Origin of the sequence: Paenibacillus lacisoli (genome assembly GCF_030580655.1) — a bacterium.
GTDB classification, from domain to species: domain Bacteria; phylum Bacillota; class Bacilli; order Paenibacillales; family Paenibacillaceae; genus Paenibacillus; species Paenibacillus lacisoli.
On record NZ_JAUQTB010000001.1, the window covers coordinates 260571 to 284576 of the forward strand.

Genomic DNA, 24006 nt, shown 5'->3' on the forward strand with positions numbered 1-24006 from the left:
ACCGCCTCCAACACAGTATAGCACTAGTACACAACATTTTCACGTACCAAGTTCGATCTCTCCCGAGAATACGACAAGCCGTTCGCCGCTGCTCTGCTCAACAATCAAAGCTCCCGATTCGTCGAGCCCCCGGGCGATTCCTGTAACTGGACCCAGGCGGGATTTGGTCCGCACTTCTCTTCCCAGAGAGACGGAGAGTGCTTCCCACAGCGCAGCAATCGGCTGGAATCCTTCCGTACAGTACAGATCATATAACATTTCGAATTCATTCATAATGGCTGCAATCAGCTGGTTACGATTGATTTTGTTTCCTGCCTCTGCCTTCAGCGAAGTTGCAATCGAACGCAGTTCCTCCGGATAGTCTTCCGGCTCCACATTAGCATCAATTCCTATGCCGGCCAGACAGTATCTGACAAGCTCATCCTCAGCTGCTGATTCCAGCAGGATGCCGCAGATTTTGCGGCCATTCACCAAGAGGTCATTCGGCCACTTGATGCCTGCCTCGACGCCGGTCAACTGACGGATTGCCCGGCAAACGGCGACACCGGAGAGCAGCGTCAGCTGCGGGGTATAAGGCAGCGGCTTCTCCGGCCGCAGCAGAAGCGTCATCCAGATGCCTTTCCCTCGCGGCGAGTAGAACTTACGTCCTTGTCTGCCCCGTCCTGCCGTCTGCTCATTCGCAATAACCAGTGTACCTTCCGCTGCTCCCTCTTCGGCTAATCGTGCAGCATCCTCCTGGGTAGAAGAAGTAGTTTCTATAATTTTGACTTTACGGCCAAACCGCCGGGTCTTCAGCGCCATTTGGATTTCCATTGCATTCAGAAGATCGGGCGTGCCCGAGATCCGGTAGCCTACACGGGAAATCGCTTCAAATTCATAGCCCAGTTCCCGCAGCTTATTAATCTGCTTCCATACAGCCGAACGGCTGATCAGGAGCTGCCGGCTGATCTCCTCTCCGGAGATAAATTCCCCAGGCTTTTCCTCAAATAAATTCAGCAGCGCTTCATGCTTCATTTCTGCTGATCACCCGCCTTGCTTCTTCAATTAATTCTTCACGGCTGTTCTGAAGGTCTCCGGAAGCCGTTTCCAGCAGAAGATGCTGCATCAGCTGCCCCAGCCACGGGCCGCCCTTGAGCTGGAGCTCTGCCAGCAGATCGCTGCCGCCAACCGCTAATTCCTTAAGTCCGAACAACCTGATTTCTCGGTTCCAGCGCCAGCCCAGAAGTGTCCATTCTCGCCAATTGAAACCATTTTCCGTTTCTCCTGCTTCTGAACGACCCGATGACTGCTTTTGTTCGTGGCTGAGTGGTTCCGGCTTCAATTCACGCACTGTCAGCCAGTCTTCAGCCGTCTGCTGTCCGAAGCGCAGAACCATTCCGATCCATGCCTTGCGATTCGCTGCATGCCCCGGATCGAACCCGGGTTCTGCGTTCAAGACAAGCCTTTGCAGTTCTTTCTCCCAGCGGAGCACAGCAACCCAGCGTTCCCGCTGCCTGTTGGAGAAGGTCCATTCCCGAAGCAGCTGATCAGCCTCATCGGGTTCAAGTCCCATCGCGAACAGAAGAAGCATCCATCTGTGATCAATACCCAGCAGCGGAAGGCTGCTCACATCTGCAGCAGCAATACGCTCCCAAGATGTCTGTATTCGAGCATACGAGATTAATCGGCTGCGCCGCAAAAGCTCCAGACCTCTTAAGGGAGCCGGTCCCTTCATCATTTTCTCCAGCTCTGTACGAATCCGTTCCGCAGCGATAAACCCAAGCTTATCCCGCTGATGAAGAAGACCTTTCCAAGTGTTGAGCGCTATGCGGAATTGAAAAACCGATGCAAATCGAACACAGCGGACCATCCGCAGACCATCCTCGTCAAACCGCTCCTGAGCTTCCCCGACACAACGAATGAGTCTCTGCTGAATATCCTCTCTACCGTTAAACGGATCCACCGGCTGCCCATCCAATCCGATCGCGATAGCATTCATTGTAAAATCCCGGCGCCGGAGGTCCTCCGCAACGTCCGTTACAAAATGCACTTCGGTCGGACGGCGGTGATCCTCATATTCACCTTCGGTTCGGAACGTGGTCACCTCAAACGGAATCCCCTCGATAACCACCGTAATAGTCCCGTGCTGAATGCCTGTAGGGATAGAGCCGGGGAACAACTCAGTGACCTGCTGCGGCATGGCTGAGGTCGTAATATCCATATCGTGAACCTCGCGGCCCATCAGCTCATCGCGCACACAGCCGCCTACCCAGTACGCCTGGTGGCCTGCCTCGACGAGCGTGCGGACGACCTTTTCACCCTGAGCAGCCATCTGCGCGGGTACGTGACGCCATACCTTCATTGCCTGCTCCACCTTTATTCAAAAATAAAGCAAGGCCTCCGCTTAACCGCAAACCGGCTTCAATGCGGAAACCTTGCGTCCCAACACGCGATAATAAATGTCTTCATACTCACTAGTAATCAGCTCATCACAGAACGAAGTCCGGGCACGATGCAGACAAGCTTCGCGGAATGACGCAGCTTGTCCCTCGTTGCTCAAAAGCTGGATCGCATACTCCGCCATCTGATCTGTATTGCCAATCTCGGCCAGATACCCTGTTTCTCCGTGGATAACCAGTTCCGGAATGCCCCCGGCCATGGAGCCGATGGTCGGCACCCCGCAGGCCATGGCTTCCAGAGCCACGAGGCCGAAGCTCTCCTTCTCTGAAGGCAAAAGCAGCACATCCGCCATAGAAATGACCTGGGCAATTTCATCCTGCTTGCCGAGAAAATGCACACGATCTTCCAGCCCCAGCTCGCTGATTTTCCATTGGATTTTGGGCAGATCCGGACCTTCGCCCACAAGCAGCAGACGGGAAGGCACCTTCTGATTCACTTTGTGAAACACATCGATCACATCACTAACCCGTTTCACCGGTCTGAAGTTCGAAATATGCATAAGCACCTTTTCTTCCGGTGCAGCAAAGTCTCTCCGCAGTGCCACAGCGTCCCTCGGGTAATAGACTCTTTTGTCAACAAAGTTATAAGTCAGATCGATGCTGCGCTCGATGTCAAGCACGTCCACCGTCTCCCGGATCAAGTCCTGAGATACCGCTGTAACGGCATCACTTTCGTTAATAGCCAGGCGGATCAGATCCTTCAATGATTCATCTTGAGCGAGGACCGTAATGTCCGTTCCGTGCAGGGTCGTGACCACCTTCAGCTGATCTCCGACCATCTGCTTCGCCAGAAAGGCGCATACCGCATGAGGGACGGCATAATGAACATGCAGAATGTCCAACTGCTGCATCTTGGCGACCTGCGCCATCTTCGTAGCCAGCGACAGATCATAAGGCGGGTAGCGAAATACATAATAGTCATTAACTTCTACCTCATGGTAGAAAATATTCTTCTGAAAAGCACCGCCTAGACGGAAGGGAATGCTATTGGCGATAAAGTGGACCTGGTGCCCTTTTTCTGCCAGCAGTTTTCCCAGCTCTGTGGCCACAACGCCCGAGCCTCCAAGTGACGGGTAACAGGTAATTCCAATTTTCAGGCTTTTGCTCATGGATGTCCTCCCTTTTCCCCGCAACCAGTATATTAGTATGAGTTATACTATTGATTTCAGTCTAATGGTTCCACTGTTCGACAGTCGTAAGCCCTTAACCAAACTGACTGACCACAAATGGAGTTTTCGATGCGAAACCCTCGGCGAACGGAATCAGCATACGCTGTCCAAGCAGGGAATCGCGGGCTTTGATACGCTCCATATACCCTTGATTCAAAGGAGTCGAAACCGTTTGGGCTTGATTTGTGCCTGTGACAGCTTCAAATTGGGACTGATAGCATTGGAGCGAGGCTTCTTTCTGTCCGTAATACTCTGTAATGTCCACAACCAGATCCGTTTTCCCCACGTCATTAATAAAATAAAAATAAAGCTGGCTGACCTGTACTGAAGGCAGCTCTGGCATGTATCTGCGCAGCTTCGCGTTAAACACCGCTTCTTCCACAATCTTGCTGCACATGACATGGTCCGGATGGCGATCCTCCCAATATGGGGCAAATACGATCCTCGGGGCGTGTCTGCGAATTTCTGCTGTCACTGCAGATATATGGTCCTGATTCAGCATGAGACCGCGATCCGGCAGGCCCAGGTTCGTTCGCGCAGATAAGCCGAGAACAGACGAGGCTGCCTCCGCTTCTGCCTGACGTGTATCCACATCCCCGTTCGAAGACATCTCTGCCCGGGTAAGATCACAGATTCCTACCTTCAAACCGGCAGAAGTATGCTTCGCAATCGTACCTGCCATGCCGATCTCCGCATCATCTGCATGGGCCCCAAAGATTAGTATATCCAGACTCATTCCGCTTCACCGGTCGCGACACCCGGCTTATATTTATGTACAAGCTCACGCCATCCGAAATCCCCGCGGTCAAGTGCCTTAACAAGAATTTCAGCGGTAGCCACATTGGTCGCCAGCGGAATGCCCTGAACGTCACACAAACGCAGCAAAGCGCTGATATCCGGCTCGTGCGGCTGAGCCATCAGCGGATCACGCAGGAAGATGATCAGATCCATCTCGTCCTGAGCTACCATGGCCCCGATCTGCTGATCCCCGCCAAGCGGACCGGACATGAAGCGGTGGATGTTCAGCGTTGTCTGCTCCATAATTCGTGTACCGGTTGTACCTGTAGAATACAGCTGGTGACCTTTGAAGACATGTTCGTAGGCTACTACAAAGTTGACCATTTCGTCTTTTTTACGATCGTGTGCGATGAATGCGATTTTAAACATGAAGTATCTCTCCCATTAGTCAGCATTTTGCATGATTCTATTAAATCTCCTGGCGCTGCATGCCTGTAGTCCGTTCCGTGCTTAATCAATAAAATGATCGAAACCGTAAATCAGGCCGCTGTACTCCATAACCTTTTGAATCCCCAGCTTCACACCCGGCATATATCCTGCACGTTCATAGGAATCATGACGCAGTTTCAGGCTTTGCCCGTACGCACCGAAAATAACTTCCTGCTGTGCAAAGACACCCGGAAGACGAACACTATGAATACGGAATCCCTGATAATATCCGCCGCGCGAACCCTCAATCAATTCTTCCTCTTTCGGATTACCTTGACGGAATTCTTCACGGTTCTCAGCGATCATCTCCGCTGTTTTTACCGCTGTGCCTGACGGGGCATCCAGCTTCTGGTCGCCATGAGTCTCTATGATTTCTACATGCGGGAAATACTTGGCGGCCTGTGCTGCAAACTTCATCATCAGAATGACACCGATAGAGAAATTAGGAGCGATCAGACCTCCGATCTCTTTCTGTTTGCAGAGCTTGTCCAGCTCTTCGATCTGTCCCGGCTTGAAGCCGGTCGTGCCGATTACCGGCCTTACGCCGTGAGAAATAGCCAGCGCGGTGTGTTCATAGGCAAAATGTGGGGCCGTAAAATCCACCATTACGTCCGGCTTGCCTTCCACCAGCGCCAGCTCCAGGTCCTCCTTAACTTCGATCCCGCAAGGCTGCAGTCCGACAAGCGTACCTGCATCCGTACCAACGGAAGACGTATTGACGGCCGCAGCCAGCTCCAATTCCTCATCCTGAAGCACCAGCTTGACAACCTCTTTCCCCATTCTTCCCCCGGCACCGACAACGGCTACCCTGATTCGATCTGTCATCTATGTCATCTCCCTATTGTATGGACGGTTTGTTGGATACAGAGGCCATTCGTTTGTACAGGTCCTGCTTCAGCAGCTGCAGCGGTTCCTGCTGGGGATGAAGCGTTATTGCTTCTTCAAGCGTCTCCACGGCGAGCACATATTGCTCCAACTCGGCATAAGCAAGCGCCAGCCAGACATAAGCTTCCCCGTTTAACGGATCCAGCTCGATAGCCTTCTGCAGTAGCCGCACAGCCTCATAGGGCGACTCCTCAGACTCCGGGCTGCCCGGTTCCAGCTGTCTGCGAGCGGTCTCTGCCAGCTGTCTGGCCTGCAGATGATGCAGATGGAGCAGATAATCATCCCGCTGCGGCGCAAGTTCAACCGCCTTGAGAGCGTACTCAACTGCAAGGCCCAGCCGCCTGCTGCGGGAGCAGGTAACCGAACATCTGTAATAATGTTCAGCCTGTCCGGGCTCAGCTGCAATCGCAGACTCAAACCAGTGAATAGCCTGTTCAAAATCGTTTTGCAAAATAGCCCTGTATGCGTTCCTAACCATGTCCTTTGCTTTCATTGCGCCGTACCCCCTTTCGGGTTTTGTACAGCATATGTACCGGAATTCTATTCGGTGTCCTTTTTAGTCCAGCGATTTGCATCCCGGGTATTAAATTTATGCATGACTTTGTCATGGGCTTCAGCCAGATTAATGCCAAGCGAATTCGCGAAACAAACAGTGATAAACAGAATGTCGCCCAGTTCCAATTCAATGGAATTGTCTTCTTCAGTTGACTTTTTCGGCTTCTCACCAAATGAATGATTTACCTCTCTGGCCAGCTCCCCGACTTCTTCGCTCATCCGGGCCAGCATGGCAAGAGGACTGAAATAACCTTCTTTGAACTGGGATATGTATTGGTCAACCTCGCGCTGAATTTCGGCCAATGACTTCTCCACAGCGTACACCTCCCACCGGCAAGTGAACCATGCCGCAAGCTAATGTTTAAAACTAATGTTATCGTAAAGAACAATTGAAAACAAATATTTTTTAATCACCAGGGAAACAGGTATACTGTATAAAGTGGACTTTATGCATCTGCAGCCTTTTCATGCATAGAGCCGCATGAACCAGAATTATACATAATAGAGAGGGTTACCATGAACAATTCCAAATTAATGAATCCTGTCCGTGTCATTCTGCCCATTCTGCTGGGCGCAGCGATTTATGCATTCGGCCTGCTGTATTTTATTATTCCGAATGAATTGATGGAAGGCGGTGTCACCGGTATCACTGTGTTGCTCAACTATGCGTTCGGGATTTCACCATCCCTCTCCACGCTGGTGATCAACATTCCGCTGTTTCTGATCGGGTGGAAACTCCTTGGCGGCCGGCAGATTATCTACACAGGCGTAGGCATTGGTGCTCTAACCTTCTTCCTGTGGCTGTTCGAACGCTTGATCAAACAAGGATGGATTGATCCGTTCCGCACCCACTCGGACTATCTTCTGGCAGCACTTTATGCGGGTGTAACGCTTGGAGCCGGCTTGGGAATTGTCTTCCGCTTTGGGGGAACGACTGGCGGATCAGATATCATCGCCCGCATCCTGAACCGCAAGACCGGCTGGAGTATGGGACAGATCATGCTGGCCATTGATATTATCATCATTGGCTCCTCCCTGTTCTATATTCCTAAGGAAAAGATCCTGTACACGCTGGTTGCCGTATTTATCGCTTCTAAAGTCATTGATTTTATTCAGGAGGGCGCCTATTCAGCCCGTGCCTTCATGATCATCAGCGATCATGCCAATGACATCGCTGATATCATTACAAGAGATATGGATCGGGGTGTAACGATTATCCCGGCCATTGGCGCTTTCTCCAAGCAGGCGAAACACATGGCCTACTGCGTGGTCTCACGGCAGGAGATCCGCACGCTGCACCAGATTGTCCGATCCGTGGACCCCAAAGCATTCGTGATCATTAACGATGTTCATGACGTACACGGCGAAGGCTTTAAGGTAGAGTAATGTACACGGACATCATCGATTCTTTGAAAGAAGGTGGTCAGAATCTTTCCTGTATTGCATTCAGAGAGACTGGTGCTGAGAGAGCTGTCCTCAGAGGATCATGAGGAGGTGTTCGGTATCTTCTCAAATCCGGACGTGACCCGGTATTACGGCCAAGATCCATTCACCCGGCTGGAAGAAGCTGATCGGCTGCTCCAATTCTTCGCATCCGCTTGGACAGGGGAACGAGGTATCCGCTGGGGGATCCAGCGGAAGAGCTCCCCGGGGCTGATCGGTACTATCGGATTTAACGCCTGGTCGCCCAAACACAAGCGGGCTGAGCTGGGATATGAGCTCCATCCGGATTATTGGGGAGCGGGTTACGCAAGCGAGGCGGCAGCTGAAGTGATCCGGTATGGATGGGAATCCATGGATCTGGTACGGATCGGGGCTATTGTATATGTAGAAAATACCCCGTCCGCCTCCCTCCTCCGTAAGCTCGGATTCCGGGAAGAGGGAATACTGCGCAATTACATGTATCAGAACGGAGCAAGCCATGATACCCGTGTCTTTTCATTAACAGCTGATCCAGCACTGTAACAAGTGACAACAGCCAAAAACAAAAAGGCTATCCCATCGTGAATAACGACATGGGATAGCCTTCTTGGCATACTGAGGATAAACTGTCATTTCCTCTGTTAAATTCCTGACCGCCATGGATTCTGGCCGCTGTACTTGCGGTAGCCGGCATACGCAAGCGCAGCGATAATGAAAGCAGCAATGCCGAATTCGGTCATCCACGGGCTGCCGCCAGCAGCAAAAGAGGCCATCGCCGACTCGTCCTTTTCCTTACCGAACAGGCTGTTCAATACAACGCTGCCGAAGGTCAGCGTATCCTGCATTTCTTTTCGATTACTCTCCGGATTACCTGCCATACCCTCAACATGGGACAGCCAGGAGTCCATCTGGGCGACTACACTCTCACTTCTGCTGATCAGCGCAGCTGTTCGCATCGTGTCATAATGAGTGCGCAGAAGTGCCGCAGAAGCGCGAATCTCTTGGGTGCTTCCTGCCGCCGCCAGCTGATTCAAACGCTTCAGGTCCTCGGACATCAATTTATAATACTGATGCCACATCGGCTGCTGGGGATTGGCAATACTGTCCGCCGCCAGACGAAAACGCGCTGCCGCCTGGTTCCAGGCTTCCGGCGAAGCCTTGACATTGTTCGTCACCTGTTCCAGTTCCAGCATGACCTCAGACATGGCATGTATACCGCTCACTGAGAGCTTCCCCTGTACCGCACCCTGCTCGAACAGCTTGACGGCTGCCGCCAGGTCTTCCTTAACCGCATGAATATTGCCTTCCTGAACATGGCTGTATAAACGGGCTGCCGTCTGATTAAATTCTGCAGCTGCAGCCGAAGGCTTGACTCCTCCCGCGGTTTCGAACCCAGGCGCAGAATGTACAATGGCCGGCTTTACCCATAAGGAGCCATACCAGAGCAGCAGCAGGCACAGGACGGACAGCACTGCACCAAGCCCTTTCCGTATCATGGGACATCCCTCCTACCACCAACTTATGGCGGACAAGACAGGATTAGAACTCGTGGTCCAGCGAACCTCTATTTGAAGAACGCCTTGCTTGAAATACCGCTGCCCAGCCAGCCAATACACTGAACAAAGTAAGCATGATCGTACCGTTGCGTATCCATGTCACATGATCATACAGCGGCTGCGGCAGAAAAGGAAAAACACCATATGTATAGTCAATCGTATCATTAAGAAAAGTCCAAGCCGCCCCTACGAGAAGAGCCCATGGCTTCATTAGGAAAAAGCGCACATACACCAGTGCTTCAACGGCCATGATTGTATGGGAGCAGACCAGCATCCAGTCCTGCCAGATTAGAGGCTCCCCTTGTGCGGCGCCAGCAAAAATAATAGCCGAAGCCCAAATCCCGTATTTAACGCTTGTCACGACAGCCAAAGCCTCAATAATTTGCCGGAAACCGCTGCCCAGCCTTCCAGAAGGAGGAAACAGCAGAAAACCGATGGCAATCGTAAAAAAGAGGCTGGCCGTCGGACTGTCCGGAACAAAAACCAGCAGCCAAGGCGCGTAGTTGTCCAGCGTATACTCAAGCTGCCCGCCATACCAGTAATAGCCGTATACTGTTCCGATCAAATTACAAATCAGCAGCAGCCATAAAAAGGATCGCTTCGTTAAAAATGCTCTGCTCCAGAAAAATGATATCGACAATGGATAGTTCCCCTCCGCTTCTTCAGGCAGTCACCAACCGGACCGCCTCCCGGCTGCACAAGAAACCCGACCGCTTCCACGATCAGGTTTCGCATTTCAATATTTTACTATCCCTGTCCATCCGAATCAAGGTGAAGGCTGCAGACAGCTTCCTTGCAGGGCAGCCGGCAAAGCTAGAACTGAAGCTCCTTCAGTTCATCCGTAAGATTTTGGAAAGCCACCACATCTCCACTAGCGAGCGCGTCGTCAATTTTCTGGTACAGTCTCTCGCTCCGGAATTTGCGCAATGCCTCATCCCACACCATCTCAGCAGCCAGACCTAACATGACTTCATAAGTAACCTTCATTTTATCCATAGGATGCACCTCCAGACCTTTGTCTAAGAAATCCTATATTCCCTGCCTCTGATCACATATCCCTCTGTCGTCCGTGCCATCCGCTGCAAATCATCCTCATTCAGTTCACGGATGACCCGGGCAGGTGATCCGAGAGCAAGCGTATAGGGTGGTATTGTTGTATTCTCCGTTACCAGCGATCCTGCTCCTACTAAAGCATATTCACCAATATCAGCACCGTTCAGTATGATGGCCCCCATACCAATTAATGTACCCTTGCCTATCGAACAGCCGTGAATTAGAGCACTGTGGCCTACCGACACGTCATCCTGCAGCAGCAGCGGCTGATCTGTATTCACGTGACCGACCACATTATCCTGAATATTGCAGCGTTCGCCAATCACAATCGGCGCCATATCGCCGCGAAGAACGGCATTGAACCAAACAGTTGATTCGGAGCCGATCTTCACATCTCCGATGAGCTTGGCTCCTTCCGCAGTATAGACAGAGGCATGCAGCCTCGGCAGGACTCCTTTATACGGGAGCAGCATGGAATCTCACCCTTTCCTGATTGTGGATGTGATTCTATCAACCTGCCTGTCACTTGTCAAACATGTAAGCCTCTACCCCTTCATTCCACTCTTACTGGAAAAGCCGTGAATGCAGCTCTCGCTCATCTTGACTCCCCATGCGGTCATTTGCACTGCTGTCCCACAGCCTGGAAGCTCGCCAATCCGAACCATGCCCAGATGCAGCATCATATGCAGGAGCCGTTTGTGCAAAATGTCGTGAGGCTTATCATAGTAAAAAGGCTTGATCAGTATGCCTACACTGTCCATCAGAGACTCTGTAAGCACCCAACTTCTAGAGGACTCGCCAACCCAGTAAACGAGTGAAACCAGATTGGGAATGGCTCCTTTATACAGTTTTAACCAAAAGCGAAATAACTGTATCATTTTCTCTTCAGGATTCCGATCCGCTTCATCCCTTGCCGCTTCTGTCAGCTTGAGGGTTCCGCCGCGCTCAGTCAGCCATTTGTGATGGACCGCAAAATCATACAGCAGGGCCAGACGGTCAGGATAATCTTTGAAAGAGCGTCCATATCCAAAACGCCAGCCGCCTTTGGCAATTAAGGGTTCCTGAATATGAAGATGCTCCATCAGCATCTGCTGCTGCCGCCGATACATCATACCTTCGCTGTTCAAGGGGATTTCATGGTTATTGACAAACTGCAGCATCAGTTGAAGATCTTCGGCCAAAAGATGATGCTCTTCCCGGTAGACTGTAGGTTCATCCGCGGCTGCCGTCTGGTGCCGAAACCGCTCCCGCAGAACATAACGCAGCCGTTCCTTCAGATCACCGGGTACCTGGAACAGGTATCGGTTACTGCCGGCAGTTCCATTGAACAGCCAGCCGCTTTTGGTGAATAAGGTAATCATGTCTCTTGGAGTGCCTGTAAGCTTTCCCTGTTCCTCATCCATAGAGTGCCTGGCCACGGCCTGCAGATCTTCCAGACTGAAAAAATGCCTCCCGTCGAACAGCAGCTGATTCAGGAAGCGCAGCTGCGGCAGGGTCAACAGCCTTACCTGTTCTTCAAAAAACTCACGCTGCCCCAAAGCGATCAGAATACTCTGAATGAGCTCATGCTTGGAGTTCCTCTTACAGTCGCACTGGTAGTGTGCTGCAATCCGGTTTAATTGGCCGATATCGGCAAATGTAAGCATTTCTGCTAGATTCATAATCCATCGCCTCACCGTTTTACTACCATTATGGGAATTATTCCTTTTTTTATTCCGCCTGCCGCCAAAAAAATCCAAAAAAAATAACCCGGTTATCGGGTTATGATTTATGCGCCAGCAGGTGCTTGGTACAGTTATATAATAACGGAGCCCAGTTCAGGTCTTCTTTTTCCAGTATGGTTAATGACAGGTTTCCTAGTCGCTCACTGTACTTGTCCTTGTACAAGGCCGTATACAGCTGAGCCAGGAATCCGCCATGGGACACTACCAGCAAATTCTCATCTGGAGAACGCTTGCTAATTTCCTCCATAAAGGCAAGACCGCGCAGCTGGAGATCCTCCAGCTTTTCCTGTCCGAGTTCCTGCAGGTTCCAGTCGGTTCCCCATTTCCCCTCGCGTTCCGCCTGCGTCATCCCTTCGATCTGACCATAAAAGCGCTCATTGAGACGAACATCAGGCTCAAGAAGGGGAATGTCGAGGGAATGCGCAATAATAGCCCCCGTCTCATAGGCTCTGGATAACCCGCTTGTGATCACACCATGCCATTCGTAAGGTTCCTGTTTCAGCCGCTCTGCAAGCAGTGCAGCCTGTCTGCGGCCCTCCTGATTCAGCGGAATATCACTTTGTCCCTGAATTCTGCCCAAGGCATTCCAGTCTGTGAGACCATGGCGAATCAATCCAACGAGCATGCCGTCTCCTCCATTTCGTTTACTTTACGTTGCGATTAAGTAAATAAAGATCAGATGTGATCAGGTCAAGCAAGAATATTGAATGACCGCTCCACCGGGGAACCTTCCGTTTAGGTCCGGCGTACCCGGTGTACCCAGCGGATGGATACAATTGCCAGACACAGCGCCAACAGGGACAGCGCCATCCAATACTGCGGATAGGCAGGGGCCATGCTGACTACAAGTGGATCCGTGATCCCGTTCTTGGGTACCGGAATATTATAGTTGAACTGCTCGGCCGTTTGCGGTGAACCCGCAATGCCTGTAGGTAAAATACCGGTCGCCTGAACAGTTTCATGCTGAGCAGCAGCAGAATCAGCCGCCTGTTCGTGTGCGACGGGCTGATCGGTCATCCAATAAATGAAGCTGCATAGAAAAAGGGCTACAAAAGCAGCAATCCACAATCGAAGGTGACTGCGGATGACCGGCGGCACACGCGTCTGCTTAACTTCACCCGGAACGAGCCAAGGCGATTCCGCATAAATCCGATTCATCACATTTCTGTTAACGGCCTCAGCCTGAGCATCGGTTACCTCATCCGGTATGCTCATCATCAACAGTCGAAGTTCTTCCCACTCCTCCTGCTCACTGCTGCATACCGGACACTGCTCTACATGGCGTTTGGCTCTGATCCGCCGAAGATCATGTTCGGGCAGCTCTTCCAGCAGACCAAACACTTCCTTAGCTTCACGGCATTTCATTGGCTCTTCATCCCTTCGTATTCCTCATAAATAGGCTCGAAAAAATAGGGCTCCATTTGGCTTTTGACACTGGAACGCGCACGAAACAGCAGAGATTTTACTGAACTGACGCTCTGGTTCAATATCGTTGCGATTTCTTGGTAGTCTAACTGGTCATATTCCCTCAATATAAGCGCAGAGCGCTGCTTCTCCGGAAGACGATTGATGGCTTCACGTACCATCTCTACCTTCTCGCTGCGCAGAATCGCCTGCTCCGGCACCGCATCCGGCGATGCCATTGGCATAAAACCGCTCTCATCCAGAGGTACCATGCTGCCGCGCTGCTTGCGCAGCTCACTCAGCACCGTATTTCTCGCAATGGTATAGAGCCAGGTAGAGAAGGAGGCATCTACCTCCCGGAAAGATTGAAGACTGCGGAAGGCTTTGTAGAATGTCTCCGAACACAGATCTTCAGCAAGCAGCTCCAGCTTGGAGCTTTTTAGCATGTGATAAATAAATGCCAATATTTTTCGCTGGTAACGCCGCATCAGCTCCGAATAGAGCTCGACATTACCTTCTTTAATTTCACGAATCAACTGGGAATCCGTCATCAGTGTGAGATCCTCCTCGCCCATCAGGCTAATCCCCGTTCGACCCTCTACTATTATTACCGAACAGGTATGCAAAAGTTGCGGACTAATTGAAATTTTTCAGCAAAAGAAAGGCCTGCCGTAATGGAGACCCTTATTATGTAAACCAAGGAATAGCAGCGCCAGGAAAAGACAATCTATCATCTTTTTCTACAAAATGCCTTACCTATTGTAGCATAATATGGGCGGTCAAATCCAAACCTCCCTGCTTTCTACTAATTTATGACGGCCCTCGAGCATAAAAAGTTGCAGTTTTGTAACTAATATTTTAGATCAGCGTGCCGATATAGAAACAGGATAACAGAATATAACAATGTAAGGAGATTGATCCAGTCATGAAAAAAATCTTTACCCTGGTGCTGCTGGCCGCACTTGCAATGGTCATGCCAGTGTATGCGTCGGCACCGGCAAAAATGATAGTCCTTACGGATAAAGCAGGGGCTTCCTTCGTTCCTCTTTCCCTGCTCAAAAGCTATCAGGGTGTATCCGTAACCTGGAATGAGAGTCAAAAAAAAGCTGAAATCATTAAGAACGGTACAACGTTATCCCTGGTTGCCGGAAGCACATCGGCATGGGTTAATGATAAGAAGATGACGTTAACGTCATCCGCTTTTCGCGAGAACGGAACAACCTATGTCCCTTTGCAGTTTATAGCCCAGCAGCTTGGCTTCCAGGCCAAATGGAATAACAACACCTCTTCCGTGCTTCTTACAGCAGGCAAAGATTCGATGACACTGCCAGTCACTGCCCGCGGCAGCATTTCTACTTCAACAAAGCCGGTGACTGCAGCCAAAAAAACATTTAATGTTGGCGGACGCTCCTTCAGTGCCCAGGTCGTCACGATTTCTATGCTGGATCCGAGAGTCCAGCTCGATGTAGCTTTGGCAGGCAACCAGGTAGGCAAAGTAGAAGATCTTCGTTCCATCGCCAAACGCAATCAGGCGGTTGTCGCCATTAACGGAACTTTCTTTGATGCCTATACGAAAGGCTCCATTAAAACCCCTTACGGGTATATCGTCAGCTCGGGCAAAATTCTGAAGCCCAGTCCTGCGGACAAACGAGTAATTTTTACATATGACAGCAACCAGCTCGCCCAGCTGATCCCGGGACTGAGCTTTAACAGCTTTTATGATACAGGAGAAATACAGGGGGCTTTGCAGGCAGGACCGCGCCTTGTCGCTAACGGACAGGTGGCCCTAGATGTGAAGGGGGAAGGCTTCCGTGATCCCAAAATTCTGACCGGCGGCGGCGCGCGCAGCGCACTCGGCATTACGAAAGACCATAAGCTGATTCTGTTAACGACTGGCGGAGCAACTATTCCACAACTGGCGCAGATCATGAAGCAGGCTGGCGCCTATCAGGCGATGAACTTGGACGGAGGGGCCTCCAGCGGGCTGTATTATAATGGTTCCTACCTCACTTCGCCAGGCCGTCAGATTAGTAATGCATTGATCGTAAAGCTTGTAAATTAGACATAAAGAGGCTGATCTCCGGCGAATGCCAGGGACCAGCCTTTTTAAGGTATCTAGTTGTGATCATTTGCTCCACTCTATTCGTTACTGCTAACCTCTGCCCGGATGCCTCCGCAGATTAAAGAACCGGATAATCCGGTCTCTCCCTCAATATCCACTACCATATCCCCGCCGTCGTAGCGGAAATCTATCTGCTCAATGATATTCCGATCGGCCAGAGGTGTAAATTCCTGTTCACTCACTTCCTGGAACGTGAAGATAACTTCCTTGATTGTCCCGGCAGAATTCGGGGTATTTAAAGCCAGCTTTACACTTTTTCCGCTTACTTCTGCCTTGGTTATTTCTGCTTTATGAAAAGAAGGGAATCCGCCCAGCTCCTGAACCAGCTGAGGGCCTCCTTCAATCGAGATGGCCGGCGAGAAGGCAAGCTCCATCTCCAGCGACCCTTGCACGGCTTCTGCGAATCCTTCTTCCTCCACACTCAGCCTCAGCTGCTCCGATGTCAACCCGATAATACTGCCTATAAAATATCCGTCCGCGTGCAGCAGCACGATATCGTGCTCTGTAAAGGGCAATGGCCCGCCGGCCTTGTAGTTCAGGGTATAGACCCCATTCTCTTGCTCTATCTGATCAATATTCAGCTGCATGCTGTCGACCTCCGTTTCGATTCCCTTTCATGCTGACATTATATCAAAAAAGTAAGGATAACAAACGCGGCTTCCTTTATCGCTATAAATGAAAGAGGATTTGACGGAGGCTCATACCGAATGATAGGGTGGAAGGGAATCCATTTTTTACCGGGAGGTTGCCAGAATGACTGAAGTCAAACTGAAGGTTGATTATGATGAGTATGAGAATGGAGTAAGAATTACGAAGCTGATCGAAGATTTAAGCAGCCAGCCAGACAGCGCACAGCTGACCAGCCTCATCATTGGCGACTGGGGACAGGCCTATGAGAACTCCTCCGAAGATGTCGTACGATCACTCGTTGAGCATCATGACCGTTTTCCATCTCTACGCAAGCTGTTTATTGGGGACATGGGCTTTGAAGAATGCGAAGTGTCCTGGATCGTCCAAACCGACCTCTCTCCGCTTCTTGCAGCCTATCCTCAGCTGGAATCATTCCGGATCAAAGGTTCTAACGGTCTTGCCTTGACCAATCTGAAGCATGAGAATCTCAAGGAACTTGTTATTATATGCGGGGGACTGGGTTCGGACGTATTACAGCAAATTGCTGAAGCTTCACTGCCGCAGCTGGAGCACCTGGAGCTCTATCTGGGGGTCGATGAGTATGGTTTTGATGGCGGACTTGAAAACTTGCTGCCGCTGATCGAGCCAGGCAAGTTTCCAAAGCTTACATTTCTGGGTCTTAAGAACAGCGAAATCCAGGATGAGATCGCAGAAGCTCTAGCCGACGCGCCGATTCTGGATCAACTGGAAACGCTCGATTTGTCGGATGGCACATTGAGTGATCAGGGCGCAGAGGCCCTTATCCAAAGTGACCGTATCAAGCGCCTGAAGCACTTGGATCTCCATCATCATTATATGTCGGACGATATGGTAAAACGGTGGACAGAGACTGGCATTTCTGTGGATGTAAGTGAACAAGAAAAGGCTGATGATGAAAATGACTGGCGTTACCCATCCATTACCGAATAACTTGTCCGGCCTGCCGTTCCTCCTGTTCGGTCAGGCCGATCACAAGCGCACCATTGGCATCCAGCAGGCAAGAAGCCGGCTGGGGCTTCCTTCCGCCATCGTGCTGTCCTACAGAGACCTGCTGCTTGGACAATCCCTGGAGGAGCTGCTGCTGACTGCAGCCCGCGAGCAGACAGAGATCCCTTCGCACTGGCGGGGTAAGGAACTGCTCCATCTCTGTATGGAGCACGGTGCTTTGCTGCGTCTGGATTCGCCGGGAGGCGGTTTCGAGGTTGAACGGCTGCTCATTGAATACGGTGCACCTGACCGACAAGGAATCGATGAAACGCTGTATCGATATGCCAACCGGTATGACCCTTACCCGCTGTATCGAGCTGCCGCCGCTAAACTGGAACCGGCTGAAGGCGTCCTGCATCATCCTTCTCAATGGTTTCGCGGCTATTGCAGGCTGCTGGCACAGCTGCATAGGGAAGCTGCCGCGCTTCTGCCAGCAGCCGTCTGGTTTAATGCACCGCAGGATATCGCTGATATGACAGACAAACGGGTCGCTCAGCAGAAACTCGAGCAGACGGGGATTTCTATACCTGCCAGACTTCAGGATATGGATTCTATTCATTCCTATGAGGAACTGCGAGCGGCGCTGTTTCATCAAGGAATGCACCGGGTTTTCGTCAAGCTGGCATGCGGATCGGCGGCCTCGGGAGTCATTGCCTACCAGCTGAATCCGGTTACAGGGACTGAAATTGCGACAACCACCGTGGGCTTCGAATCCTTCATCCAGCGGCCGCCGCGTTTCTATAATGCCGGCAAGCTGCGGCGGTACACCGACCCGCGGACTATTGCCACCGTAATGAACTGGGTGCTCGGCCACGGCGCCCAGGTGGAACAATGGGTTCCCAAAGCATCAGTGAACGGGATGGCTTTTGACGTCCGTCAGCTCGTGCTTTGGGGAGAAGCAGGTCATACGGTGGCGCGTGCCAGCCGGACTCCCATCACTAATCTGCATCTGCGGACCCGCCGGATGACACCATCAGAAGCCGGCCTCGACCTGTCTGCATTGGGAAAAGTCCGGAAAGCAGCGATTCAGGCGCTTGAAGCCTTTCCTAATTCCAGTCTGGCCGGCGTAGATGTGCTGCTGCAGAGCGGAAGCCTGCTCCCCTATATCGTAGATGTCAATCCATTCGGGGACCTGCTGTATGATGTTTCATATGATGGATTAGGCACTTATGAATGGGAAATGCAGCGCCTTCTGCAGCGTCATCAACTTATAGAGGATGTTACAGCATGGTGAATATGAATGATATTGTCGGTACACACGACATTGTGATGATTACACTGGATACTCTGCGTTACGACGCTGCCATACTGGAGGAATCCAATTGTCCCAACTTATGCGGCAGCGGATCCTGGGAAAAGCGTCATACACCCGGCAGCTTTACATACGCCGCCCATCATGCCTTCTTCGGCGGCTTCCTTCCCACACCAGCTGACACGGATAAAGCCAGCCATGTCCGGCTCTTTCATTCCAGGAACACGGGTCTCAAGACTCACCCTAATACTTGGCTGTTTGATACGCCTGATATCGTTTCCGGTCTGGCCGCAGAAGGATACCGTACAGTTTGTATTGGGGGTGTGATCTTTTTTACTAAGAAAAATCCGCTGGCTAAAGTACTGCCGGGATATTTTCAGGAGAGCTACTGGAGAATGACCTTTGGCGTGACAAACCCCCGTTCAACGGAGCATCAGGTCAACCATGCCATCAAGCTGCTGGAACGTACACCACTTGATCAGCGTCTCTTCCTCTTCCTTAATGTGTCGGCGATCCATGGTCCTAATCATATGTTTGTACCCGGGGCACGCAAAGATTCCGTTGACTCCCAGCGGGCAGCGCTTCGTTATGCGGATGGAGAGCTTGGCCGGTTGTTTGACGCCTTCAGGCAGCGAGGGAATCCGGTCTTCTGCCTTGCTTTCTCTGATCATGGTACCGCTTATGGCGAGGACGGCTATGAAGGACACCGGCTTGCGCATGAGACCGTCTGGAATGTGCCTTACAGGGAATTTTTCTTATCACCTAAAGGTCAAAGCATATGAAGCATATAAAAATCTCAACCAGAGAGGATGGTGACGGATGTGGCTGCTCCAACCAAGTCATCTAAAGTTCAGCAGCAAACCTATAACTCCGCCGATGCACAGGCCTGGAAAGCCCAAATGCTGCGGCTGCCTTACCGGTCTTATTTATATTCTTATCCACATAAGACCGCTTACCGCGAGTTTCCGTCTCCGCTGCCGCTTCGGGAATTATGGGCTTCAGAACCCGCGGAGAGCTTCTTTTTGTACATGCATATTCCGTTCTGCGGTGCTCGCTGCGGCTTCTGTAATCTCTTCACACTGCCAGACAAAAGGGCGAATGTCCATGAACAATATGTAGACGCACTGGAACGCCAGGCACGGCAGTGGGGCCCGGTGACTTCACACAAGCCGTATGCCCGCTTCGCGATCGGTGGAGGCACTCCTACCCTGCTGCCCGCACGCCAGCTGAAGAGGCTGTTCGACATCGCTGTCAAGGATATGAAGGTAGACCTGCAGCAGGTATCTATCTCCGTAGAGACGTCGCCCGAGACGATTACAAAGGAAAAACTGGCTATTCTTCGAGACCACCGTGTGGACCGTGTCAGTATGGGCATCCAAAGCTTTGTAGCTGAAGAGTCTGCTGCCATATTCCGTCCGCAGGACCCGGCTGAGGTATACCGGGCACTGGACAAGCTGACCAAGAATCGTTTTCCCATACTCAACCTTGACTTGATCTACGGCCTTCCCGGACAAACCGAGGATACCTGGATGTATTCGCTGCAGGAAGCGCTCCGTTTTGATCCAGAGGAGATTTTCCTTTATCCGCTCTATACAAGAGAGCATACCATTGTGAAGCCGGACGATATCCGGCAGCATGGTGAGGATCAGCGGCTGGCTTATTATACATTGGCACGTGATTATCTGATTGGCAGAGGTTATGTCCAATCGTCCATGCGGCGGTTCGCCAAGGCTGGTACAACCAGTATGAAGCAGCTGCTGGACTACAGCTGTCAGGAGGAGGGAATGGTCGGTCTGGGCTGCGGCGCCCGCTCCTATACAAGACACGTTCACTATGCTTCCCGATATGGTGTCAGCCGCCAGGCCACGGCTAGCATCATTGCCGACTATGTGGCCGCTGACGATTATTCAACGGCCGATTACGGTTTTGTTTTGGGGCCCGACGAGCAAAAGCGGCGTTTCATCCTTAAAGCGCTGCTCCACCGGGAAGGATTGCGCCTCGCCGACTATCATCAGCGCTTCGGGAGCCTTCCTGCAGATGATTATCCAGAGCTGAATCTGCCCCTGCTGAGCGGGATGGCTTATGAAAAGGATGGAACGATGTATCTGAGTGATGAGGGTCTTTCCTGCTCGGATGCGATCGGAGACTGGCTCATATCAGCAGAGGTGCGTGAGCGCATGGAAGGATTTGTTCTTGCATGAAGGCGGTCATCTATTATCGCGGGTCATTAACATCCTGCAACTATGACTGTCCCTACTGCCCCTTCGGTAAACGCAGAGACAGTACGGCCACCCTTGCGCAGGATCAGAAGCATCTCGAGCGGTTTGTGGAATGGGTCCGTGAGCAGGCTGCAGAGAAACATCAGCTGTCCATTTTTTTCAATCCATATGGGGAGGCTCTCATTCACCGCTGGTACCGTCATGCCCTGGCCGAGCTCAGTTCGATGGACCATGTAGAGAAAATCGCTATTCAGACCAATCTCTCCGCTAGACTGGATTTCGTGGACCAGTTGAAGAATCACAAGGTGACGTTCTGGGCCAGCTATCATCCGGGACAGGTGCAGCCAACATCCTTTCTGCAGCAGTGTCAGTTTTTGTATGAGCGGGGCGTTTCGTTTACCGTGGGAAGTGTAGGCGTTCATTCTGCTTTTGCAGCCATTACGGAGCTGCGGGCCAACCTCCCGAAAGACGTTTATGTATGGGTAAATGCTTATAAGGATAAACCGGACTACTATTCGGATAAGGACATTGAATTCCTTAAGAGCATCGACCCTTTGTTCGGACTGAACCTCATGGATTATGACAGTCAGGGCAAGTCCTGTATGGCAGGTGTGAATGTTTTTTATGTTCAAGCCTCCGGACGGGTAAAGCGCTGTTACAAGGATCGAGCGGTCATCGGGGATCTGTATCGGGATGGCCTGGTGAAGCTGTCGCAGAAACGTTCCTGCCGAATGAATACGTGTGACTGCTATATTGGTTACATCCATCTGCCTGAGCTTGAATTGGAGAACGTCTACGGCAGCGGTCTGCTGGAGCGCAATCCCCGGCTCTAGACACAGACGATAACAACAATAACAGCAAATGCCTTACTCTCCTTCCTGACGGGGCGAGAGTAAGGCTTTATTTTAATAGACATACCGTTATTTAACGGCTGGCTTTCACCTTGAGACCGACATCATCCTGCAAGCGATTCATCATTTTCGTAGAATCGAATAAAAACAAAACATAAGATTGCTTATGAGTACGGATTACAATTCGCTCCGAGGTTCCCGATGGCAGCCCGATCCGGACCGCAGCTGGGTCTGTCCCTGCGTAGGTATCATCCAGATAGATTTCGGTAATATCTGCAATTGGTATTATCGTCTTGGATAGCTGCCAGCGGATGATTAATTGATCTTCGACCTTTTTCACTTGTATCCCTATCATCTTCCTCTCCCCTCACTCTTTATAAAAGCTGTCGTTTCTGGGCTGTACTTCTTCTTCCATACCCCCAGCCAGTCTGCATAAGTCATATCCTGAACTTCTTCCAATGTCCTGCCTTCGATAGAATATACACTACCCAATAATCCCTCCAGGTCAGGAAATGAAGTCCCCCCAATGACTTGGCCTTTGCTCACCATGATGTTAAGCTGTGTTGCTGTATGGTACTTTTTCTCCAAGGGATGACCTTTAACAATAAACCTGTAATAGTCAATGTTTTGACCAAAATAACGATCCGGCGGAACTTGCTGAACGGTCCAAGTCTGCATGTGCTTCTCACAAAAACTTTGGCCGCAGATTCATCCGATGTCTTCGCAGGTTGTATTGTTGTGCTATAGGCTCCTAGAAGGAGACAGATCATCAACAGGCATGTCAGCCAGAGAATCCTGTAACGAAGTTTATATATCACCTTCCCCTCCCCTGGATGAATATCATTTCTTATACAGAATATAACATAAAATTTACCTTAATTTTCATTATCCCCACGAATCCGATCCAGCTCTGTTCGGATTGCGGAATGAACAAGTTTTACGGAGAAACGGATCGTCATCATCAGAATACCCATTGCAGGCAGCAGCTTTTTCATCGGTAAAGGCTGACCTCCCGCTATTTTACTCTTACTCTTCTTAAATGCCGATCCATTCCTGTTTGCTGCAAAAAAAATAGGCCGCTATAAGCGGCCTTGTCGTTCATTTTCAGAACAACCAGTTATTGGATAGGAGTGGAGAGAAACCATACTGTACTTTTATTATATGTATCCGTTTTCATTTTGTCAATATGTTTTTAAAGCGTTTTCTTTTTTGTGCAGGAAATTCGCATCTATCAAACCCAGTGATGATCACAGGACTCCCTTGAAGCTGGCTGCTCCTTCAGTGTCCATCACTTCTAATCCGAAACCGGCGTCTGGATAGGATGCAAATTGTCCTCTCGAAAATTATTTAATTACTTCACGACAGATACATTATAGTTCATGGATTCCAGCTGAGCCTTCGCCTTCTCCATCATGTCTTCATTCCGGAACGATAAGCGCAGGATGCCAGGCACATCCTCACGGCTCTCGATAATCTGCATATTGCTCAGGTTGATCCCCCTGCTGCCAAGCTCCGTGGCGATCCGGCCAATAATCCCGGGTGTATCCGGTACGTCCATGTAAAGATCATATAACTGGGTAATCATGCCTTTACGACGTTCCGGCAGCTCACTGCGGAAAGCACCTGCCCCGGCAAAAGCCTGTTCAATTGCCAGGCCGTCCCTGTCTTCAAGAATCCGGGTAAAGCCGGTAATCTGCTCGTCCCATTCTTTCAGCAGGTTCAGCAGCACATCACGGTTGCTGAGTAGGATATCGCGCCAAACGACGGGATCACTGGACGCAATACGGGTAATGTCCCGGAAGCCGCCGGCCGCCAAGAGCTGGTACAGCGGATTCTGCTCATTCAGTCCCCGCACCTGATTCACTAATGCAACCGCAATGATATGCGGGAGATGGCTGATGGCGCCAACAATGTCATCATGGGCGGACGGTTCCACCCTTACCACCTGGGCTCTGGTGTGCTCCAGCAGGGTTGCCAGTGAGTTGTAGACTTCTTCAGGTGTTTCCTCCGATGGAGTCAGCACATAATACGCGTTTTCGAACAGCAGCGCCGTTGCTGCTGCAACACCTGCTCGCTCTGAACCCGCCATCGGGTGTCCGCCGATAAAATACACACCCTTCCAATCCAGCTGGGCGGCAAACGCCGCGATCGATGCCTTGGTGCTGCCAACATCAGATACAATACAGCCCGGCTTCAGCGGTAAGCAGCTGAGTTCCTCCATATAGTGTTCAATCTTGCCGACAGGCACGGACACAAAGATAAAGTCCGCATCCAGTACAGCTTCCTCAAGTGATAAAGTCGCGGCATCCACGACGCCGCGACTCAGCATATCTTCAATCAACTGGGGTTGATGGGCAAAGCCCGTTACCGTGATTCCCGGCTTTCCCTTAAAGCAAAGGGCCAGAGAACCACCGATCAACCCGACGCCGATAACTGCTATTTTCATGACTAAGGGTCCTCGCTTCATTGGTGT

Annotated in this window: 28 protein-coding genes; 8 read left to right on the forward strand and 20 right to left on the reverse strand. The window is 51.0% G+C overall.

The annotated features are described in order from the left end of the window. Positions 1-39: 39 nt before the first annotated feature. From Q5741_RS01245 to Q5741_RS01280, 8 genes are all read right to left on the reverse strand, one after another. Positions 40-1014: a biotin--[acetyl-CoA-carboxylase] ligase gene (locus Q5741_RS01245; RefSeq protein WP_305022222.1), complete on the reverse strand. Its 975-nt coding sequence runs from the start codon at positions 1012-1014 to the stop codon at positions 40-42. Then, entirely contained in the window at positions 1004-2341 is a 1338-nt protein-coding gene (locus Q5741_RS01250) for a CCA tRNA nucleotidyltransferase (protein ID WP_305022223.1), read from the reverse strand. Before Q5741_RS01250 ends, Q5741_RS01245 begins: the two co-directional genes overlap by 11 nt. Positions 2342-2383: 42 nt before the next feature. Then, entirely contained in the window at positions 2384-3547 is a 1164-nt protein-coding gene (bshA, locus tag Q5741_RS01255; RefSeq protein ID WP_305022224.1) for an N-acetyl-alpha-D-glucosaminyl L-malate synthase BshA, read from the reverse strand. Positions 3548-3641: 94 nt separating this feature from the next. Next, positions 3642-4343: a bacillithiol biosynthesis deacetylase BshB1 gene (gene bshB1, locus Q5741_RS01260; RefSeq protein ID WP_305022225.1), complete on the reverse strand. Its 702-nt coding sequence runs from the start codon at positions 4341-4343 to the stop codon at positions 3642-3644. Continuing rightward, complete coding sequence (mgsA, locus tag Q5741_RS01265) at positions 4340-4774, reverse strand: methylglyoxal synthase (protein ID WP_305022226.1); 435 nt, start codon at positions 4772-4774, stop codon at positions 4340-4342. Before mgsA ends, bshB1 begins: the two co-directional genes overlap by 4 nt. An 81-nt stretch (positions 4775-4855) precedes the next feature. Beyond that, positions 4856-5659, reverse strand: a complete 804-nt coding sequence (gene dapB, locus Q5741_RS01270; protein ID WP_305022227.1) for a 4-hydroxy-tetrahydrodipicolinate reductase — start codon at positions 5657-5659, stop codon at positions 4856-4858. 13 nt (positions 5660-5672) lie between these two features. Further along, the gene (locus Q5741_RS01275; RefSeq protein WP_305022228.1) at positions 5673-6212 is read right to left on the reverse strand and encodes a tetratricopeptide repeat protein; all 540 of its coding nucleotides are present in this window, start codon (positions 6210-6212) and stop codon (positions 5673-5675) included. A 47-nt stretch (positions 6213-6259) separates the two neighbouring features. Then, a complete protein-coding gene (locus Q5741_RS01280; protein WP_305022229.1) occupies positions 6260-6589 on the reverse strand; it encodes a nucleotide pyrophosphohydrolase in 330 nt (109 codons plus the stop codon). Positions 6590-6790: 201 nt separating this feature from the next. Here Q5741_RS01280 and Q5741_RS01285 point away from each other — a divergent pair, with 201 nt between their 5' ends. Together Q5741_RS01285 and Q5741_RS01290 are read left to right on the forward strand one after the other, a co-directional pair. Beyond that, positions 6791-7660, forward strand: a complete 870-nt coding sequence (locus tag Q5741_RS01285; protein ID WP_305022230.1) for a YitT family protein — start codon at positions 6791-6793, stop codon at positions 7658-7660. Positions 7661-7702: 42 nt separating this feature from the next. Further along, entirely contained in the window at positions 7703-8239 is a 537-nt protein-coding gene (locus Q5741_RS01290; RefSeq protein WP_305022709.1) for a GNAT family N-acetyltransferase, read from the forward strand. Positions 8240-8337: 98 nt separating this feature from the next. Here Q5741_RS01290 and Q5741_RS01295 read toward each other — a convergent pair whose 3' ends face one another. The 8 genes from Q5741_RS01295 to Q5741_RS01330 form a co-directional block, all read right to left on the reverse strand. Further along, positions 8338-9192, reverse strand: coding sequence for a sporulation protein YpjB (locus Q5741_RS01295; protein WP_305022231.1), 855 nt, complete (start codon positions 9190-9192; stop codon positions 8338-8340). Between the two features lie 43 nt (positions 9193-9235). Beyond that, positions 9236-9892 carry a DUF1405 domain-containing protein gene (locus Q5741_RS01300; RefSeq protein WP_305022232.1) on the reverse strand — a complete coding sequence of 219 codons (657 nt, stop codon included), beginning with the start codon at positions 9890-9892 and terminating at the stop codon, positions 9236-9238. 173 nt (positions 9893-10065) lie between these two features. Further along, on the reverse strand, positions 10066-10248 hold the full coding sequence (locus tag Q5741_RS01305) for an IDEAL domain-containing protein (protein WP_305022233.1): 183 nt from the start codon (positions 10246-10248) through the stop codon (positions 10066-10068). A gap of 23 nt (positions 10249-10271) precedes the next feature. Continuing rightward, the gene (locus tag Q5741_RS01310) at positions 10272-10778 is read right to left on the reverse strand and encodes a gamma carbonic anhydrase family protein (RefSeq protein WP_305022234.1); all 507 of its coding nucleotides are present in this window, start codon (positions 10776-10778) and stop codon (positions 10272-10274) included. Between the two features lie 72 nt (positions 10779-10850). Next, positions 10851-11966, reverse strand: a complete 1116-nt coding sequence (locus Q5741_RS01315; RefSeq protein ID WP_305022235.1) for a hypothetical protein — start codon at positions 11964-11966, stop codon at positions 10851-10853. A gap of 100 nt (positions 11967-12066) precedes the next feature. Beyond that, positions 12067-12654 (reverse strand): histidine phosphatase family protein, encoded by a 588-nt coding sequence (locus Q5741_RS01320; RefSeq protein ID WP_305022236.1) that lies wholly within the window; start codon positions 12652-12654, stop codon positions 12067-12069. Between the two features lie 110 nt (positions 12655-12764). Next, positions 12765-13394: an anti-sigma factor gene (locus Q5741_RS01325; RefSeq protein ID WP_305022237.1), complete on the reverse strand. Its 630-nt coding sequence runs from the start codon at positions 13392-13394 to the stop codon at positions 12765-12767. Then, complete coding sequence (locus Q5741_RS01330; protein ID WP_305022238.1) at positions 13391-13984, reverse strand: RNA polymerase sigma factor; 594 nt, start codon at positions 13982-13984, stop codon at positions 13391-13393. Before Q5741_RS01330 ends, Q5741_RS01325 begins: the two co-directional genes overlap by 4 nt. A gap of 374 nt (positions 13985-14358) precedes the next feature. Between Q5741_RS01330 and Q5741_RS01335 the strand changes: the two genes are divergently transcribed. Next, the gene (locus tag Q5741_RS01335) at positions 14359-15495 is read left to right on the forward strand and encodes a phosphodiester glycosidase family protein (RefSeq protein ID WP_305022239.1); all 1137 of its coding nucleotides are present in this window, start codon (positions 14359-14361) and stop codon (positions 15493-15495) included. 77 nt (positions 15496-15572) lie between these two features. Here Q5741_RS01335 and Q5741_RS01340 read toward each other — a convergent pair whose 3' ends face one another. After that, positions 15573-16142 carry an Imm50 family immunity protein gene (locus tag Q5741_RS01340; protein WP_305022240.1) on the reverse strand — a complete coding sequence of 190 codons (570 nt, stop codon included), beginning with the start codon at positions 16140-16142 and terminating at the stop codon, positions 15573-15575. 166 nt (positions 16143-16308) lie between these two features. Here Q5741_RS01340 and Q5741_RS01345 point away from each other — a divergent pair, with 166 nt between their 5' ends. Genes Q5741_RS01345 through Q5741_RS01365 form a run of 5 tightly spaced genes read left to right on the forward strand, consistent with a single transcriptional unit; the run spans position 16309 to position 21515 of the window. Then, positions 16309-17154 (forward strand): STM4015 family protein, encoded by an 846-nt coding sequence (locus Q5741_RS01345; RefSeq protein ID WP_305022241.1) that lies wholly within the window; start codon positions 16309-16311, stop codon positions 17152-17154. Continuing rightward, positions 17096-18445: an STM4014 family protein gene (locus Q5741_RS01350; RefSeq protein WP_305022243.1), complete on the forward strand. Its 1350-nt coding sequence runs from the start codon at positions 17096-17098 to the stop codon at positions 18443-18445. The genes Q5741_RS01345 and Q5741_RS01350 overlap by 59 nt, the downstream gene beginning before the upstream one ends. Continuing rightward, positions 18439-19245 carry an STM4013/SEN3800 family hydrolase gene (locus tag Q5741_RS01355; protein WP_305022244.1) on the forward strand — a complete coding sequence of 269 codons (807 nt, stop codon included), beginning with the start codon at positions 18439-18441 and terminating at the stop codon, positions 19243-19245. The genes Q5741_RS01350 and Q5741_RS01355 overlap by 7 nt, the downstream gene beginning before the upstream one ends. A 27-nt stretch (positions 19246-19272) precedes the next feature. Next, the gene (locus Q5741_RS01360) at positions 19273-20664 is read left to right on the forward strand and encodes an STM4012 family radical SAM protein (protein WP_455430321.1); all 1392 of its coding nucleotides are present in this window, start codon (positions 19273-19275) and stop codon (positions 20662-20664) included. Continuing rightward, the gene (locus tag Q5741_RS01365) at positions 20661-21515 is read left to right on the forward strand and encodes an STM4011 family radical SAM protein (RefSeq protein ID WP_305022245.1); all 855 of its coding nucleotides are present in this window, start codon (positions 20661-20663) and stop codon (positions 21513-21515) included. Before Q5741_RS01360 ends, Q5741_RS01365 begins: the two co-directional genes overlap by 4 nt. 91 nt (positions 21516-21606) lie before the next feature. On the opposite strand, the gene Q5741_RS01370 is transcribed toward Q5741_RS01365, so the two are convergent. The 3 genes from Q5741_RS01370 to Q5741_RS01380 all read right to left on the reverse strand — a co-directional run bounded on the left by Q5741_RS01370 (position 21607) and on the right by Q5741_RS01380 (position 23979). Then, positions 21607-21888 carry a SunI/YnzG family protein gene (locus tag Q5741_RS01370; protein WP_305022246.1) on the reverse strand — a complete coding sequence of 94 codons (282 nt, stop codon included), beginning with the start codon at positions 21886-21888 and terminating at the stop codon, positions 21607-21609. Further along, positions 21885-22211 (reverse strand): hypothetical protein, encoded by a 327-nt coding sequence (locus tag Q5741_RS01375; protein WP_305022247.1) that lies wholly within the window; start codon positions 22209-22211, stop codon positions 21885-21887. Before Q5741_RS01375 ends, Q5741_RS01370 begins: the two co-directional genes overlap by 4 nt. A 673-nt stretch (positions 22212-22884) precedes the next feature. Then, positions 22885-23979 carry a prephenate dehydrogenase gene (locus Q5741_RS01380; protein WP_305022248.1) on the reverse strand — a complete coding sequence of 365 codons (1095 nt, stop codon included), beginning with the start codon at positions 23977-23979 and terminating at the stop codon, positions 22885-22887. Between the last annotated feature and the right edge of the window lie 27 nt (positions 23980-24006).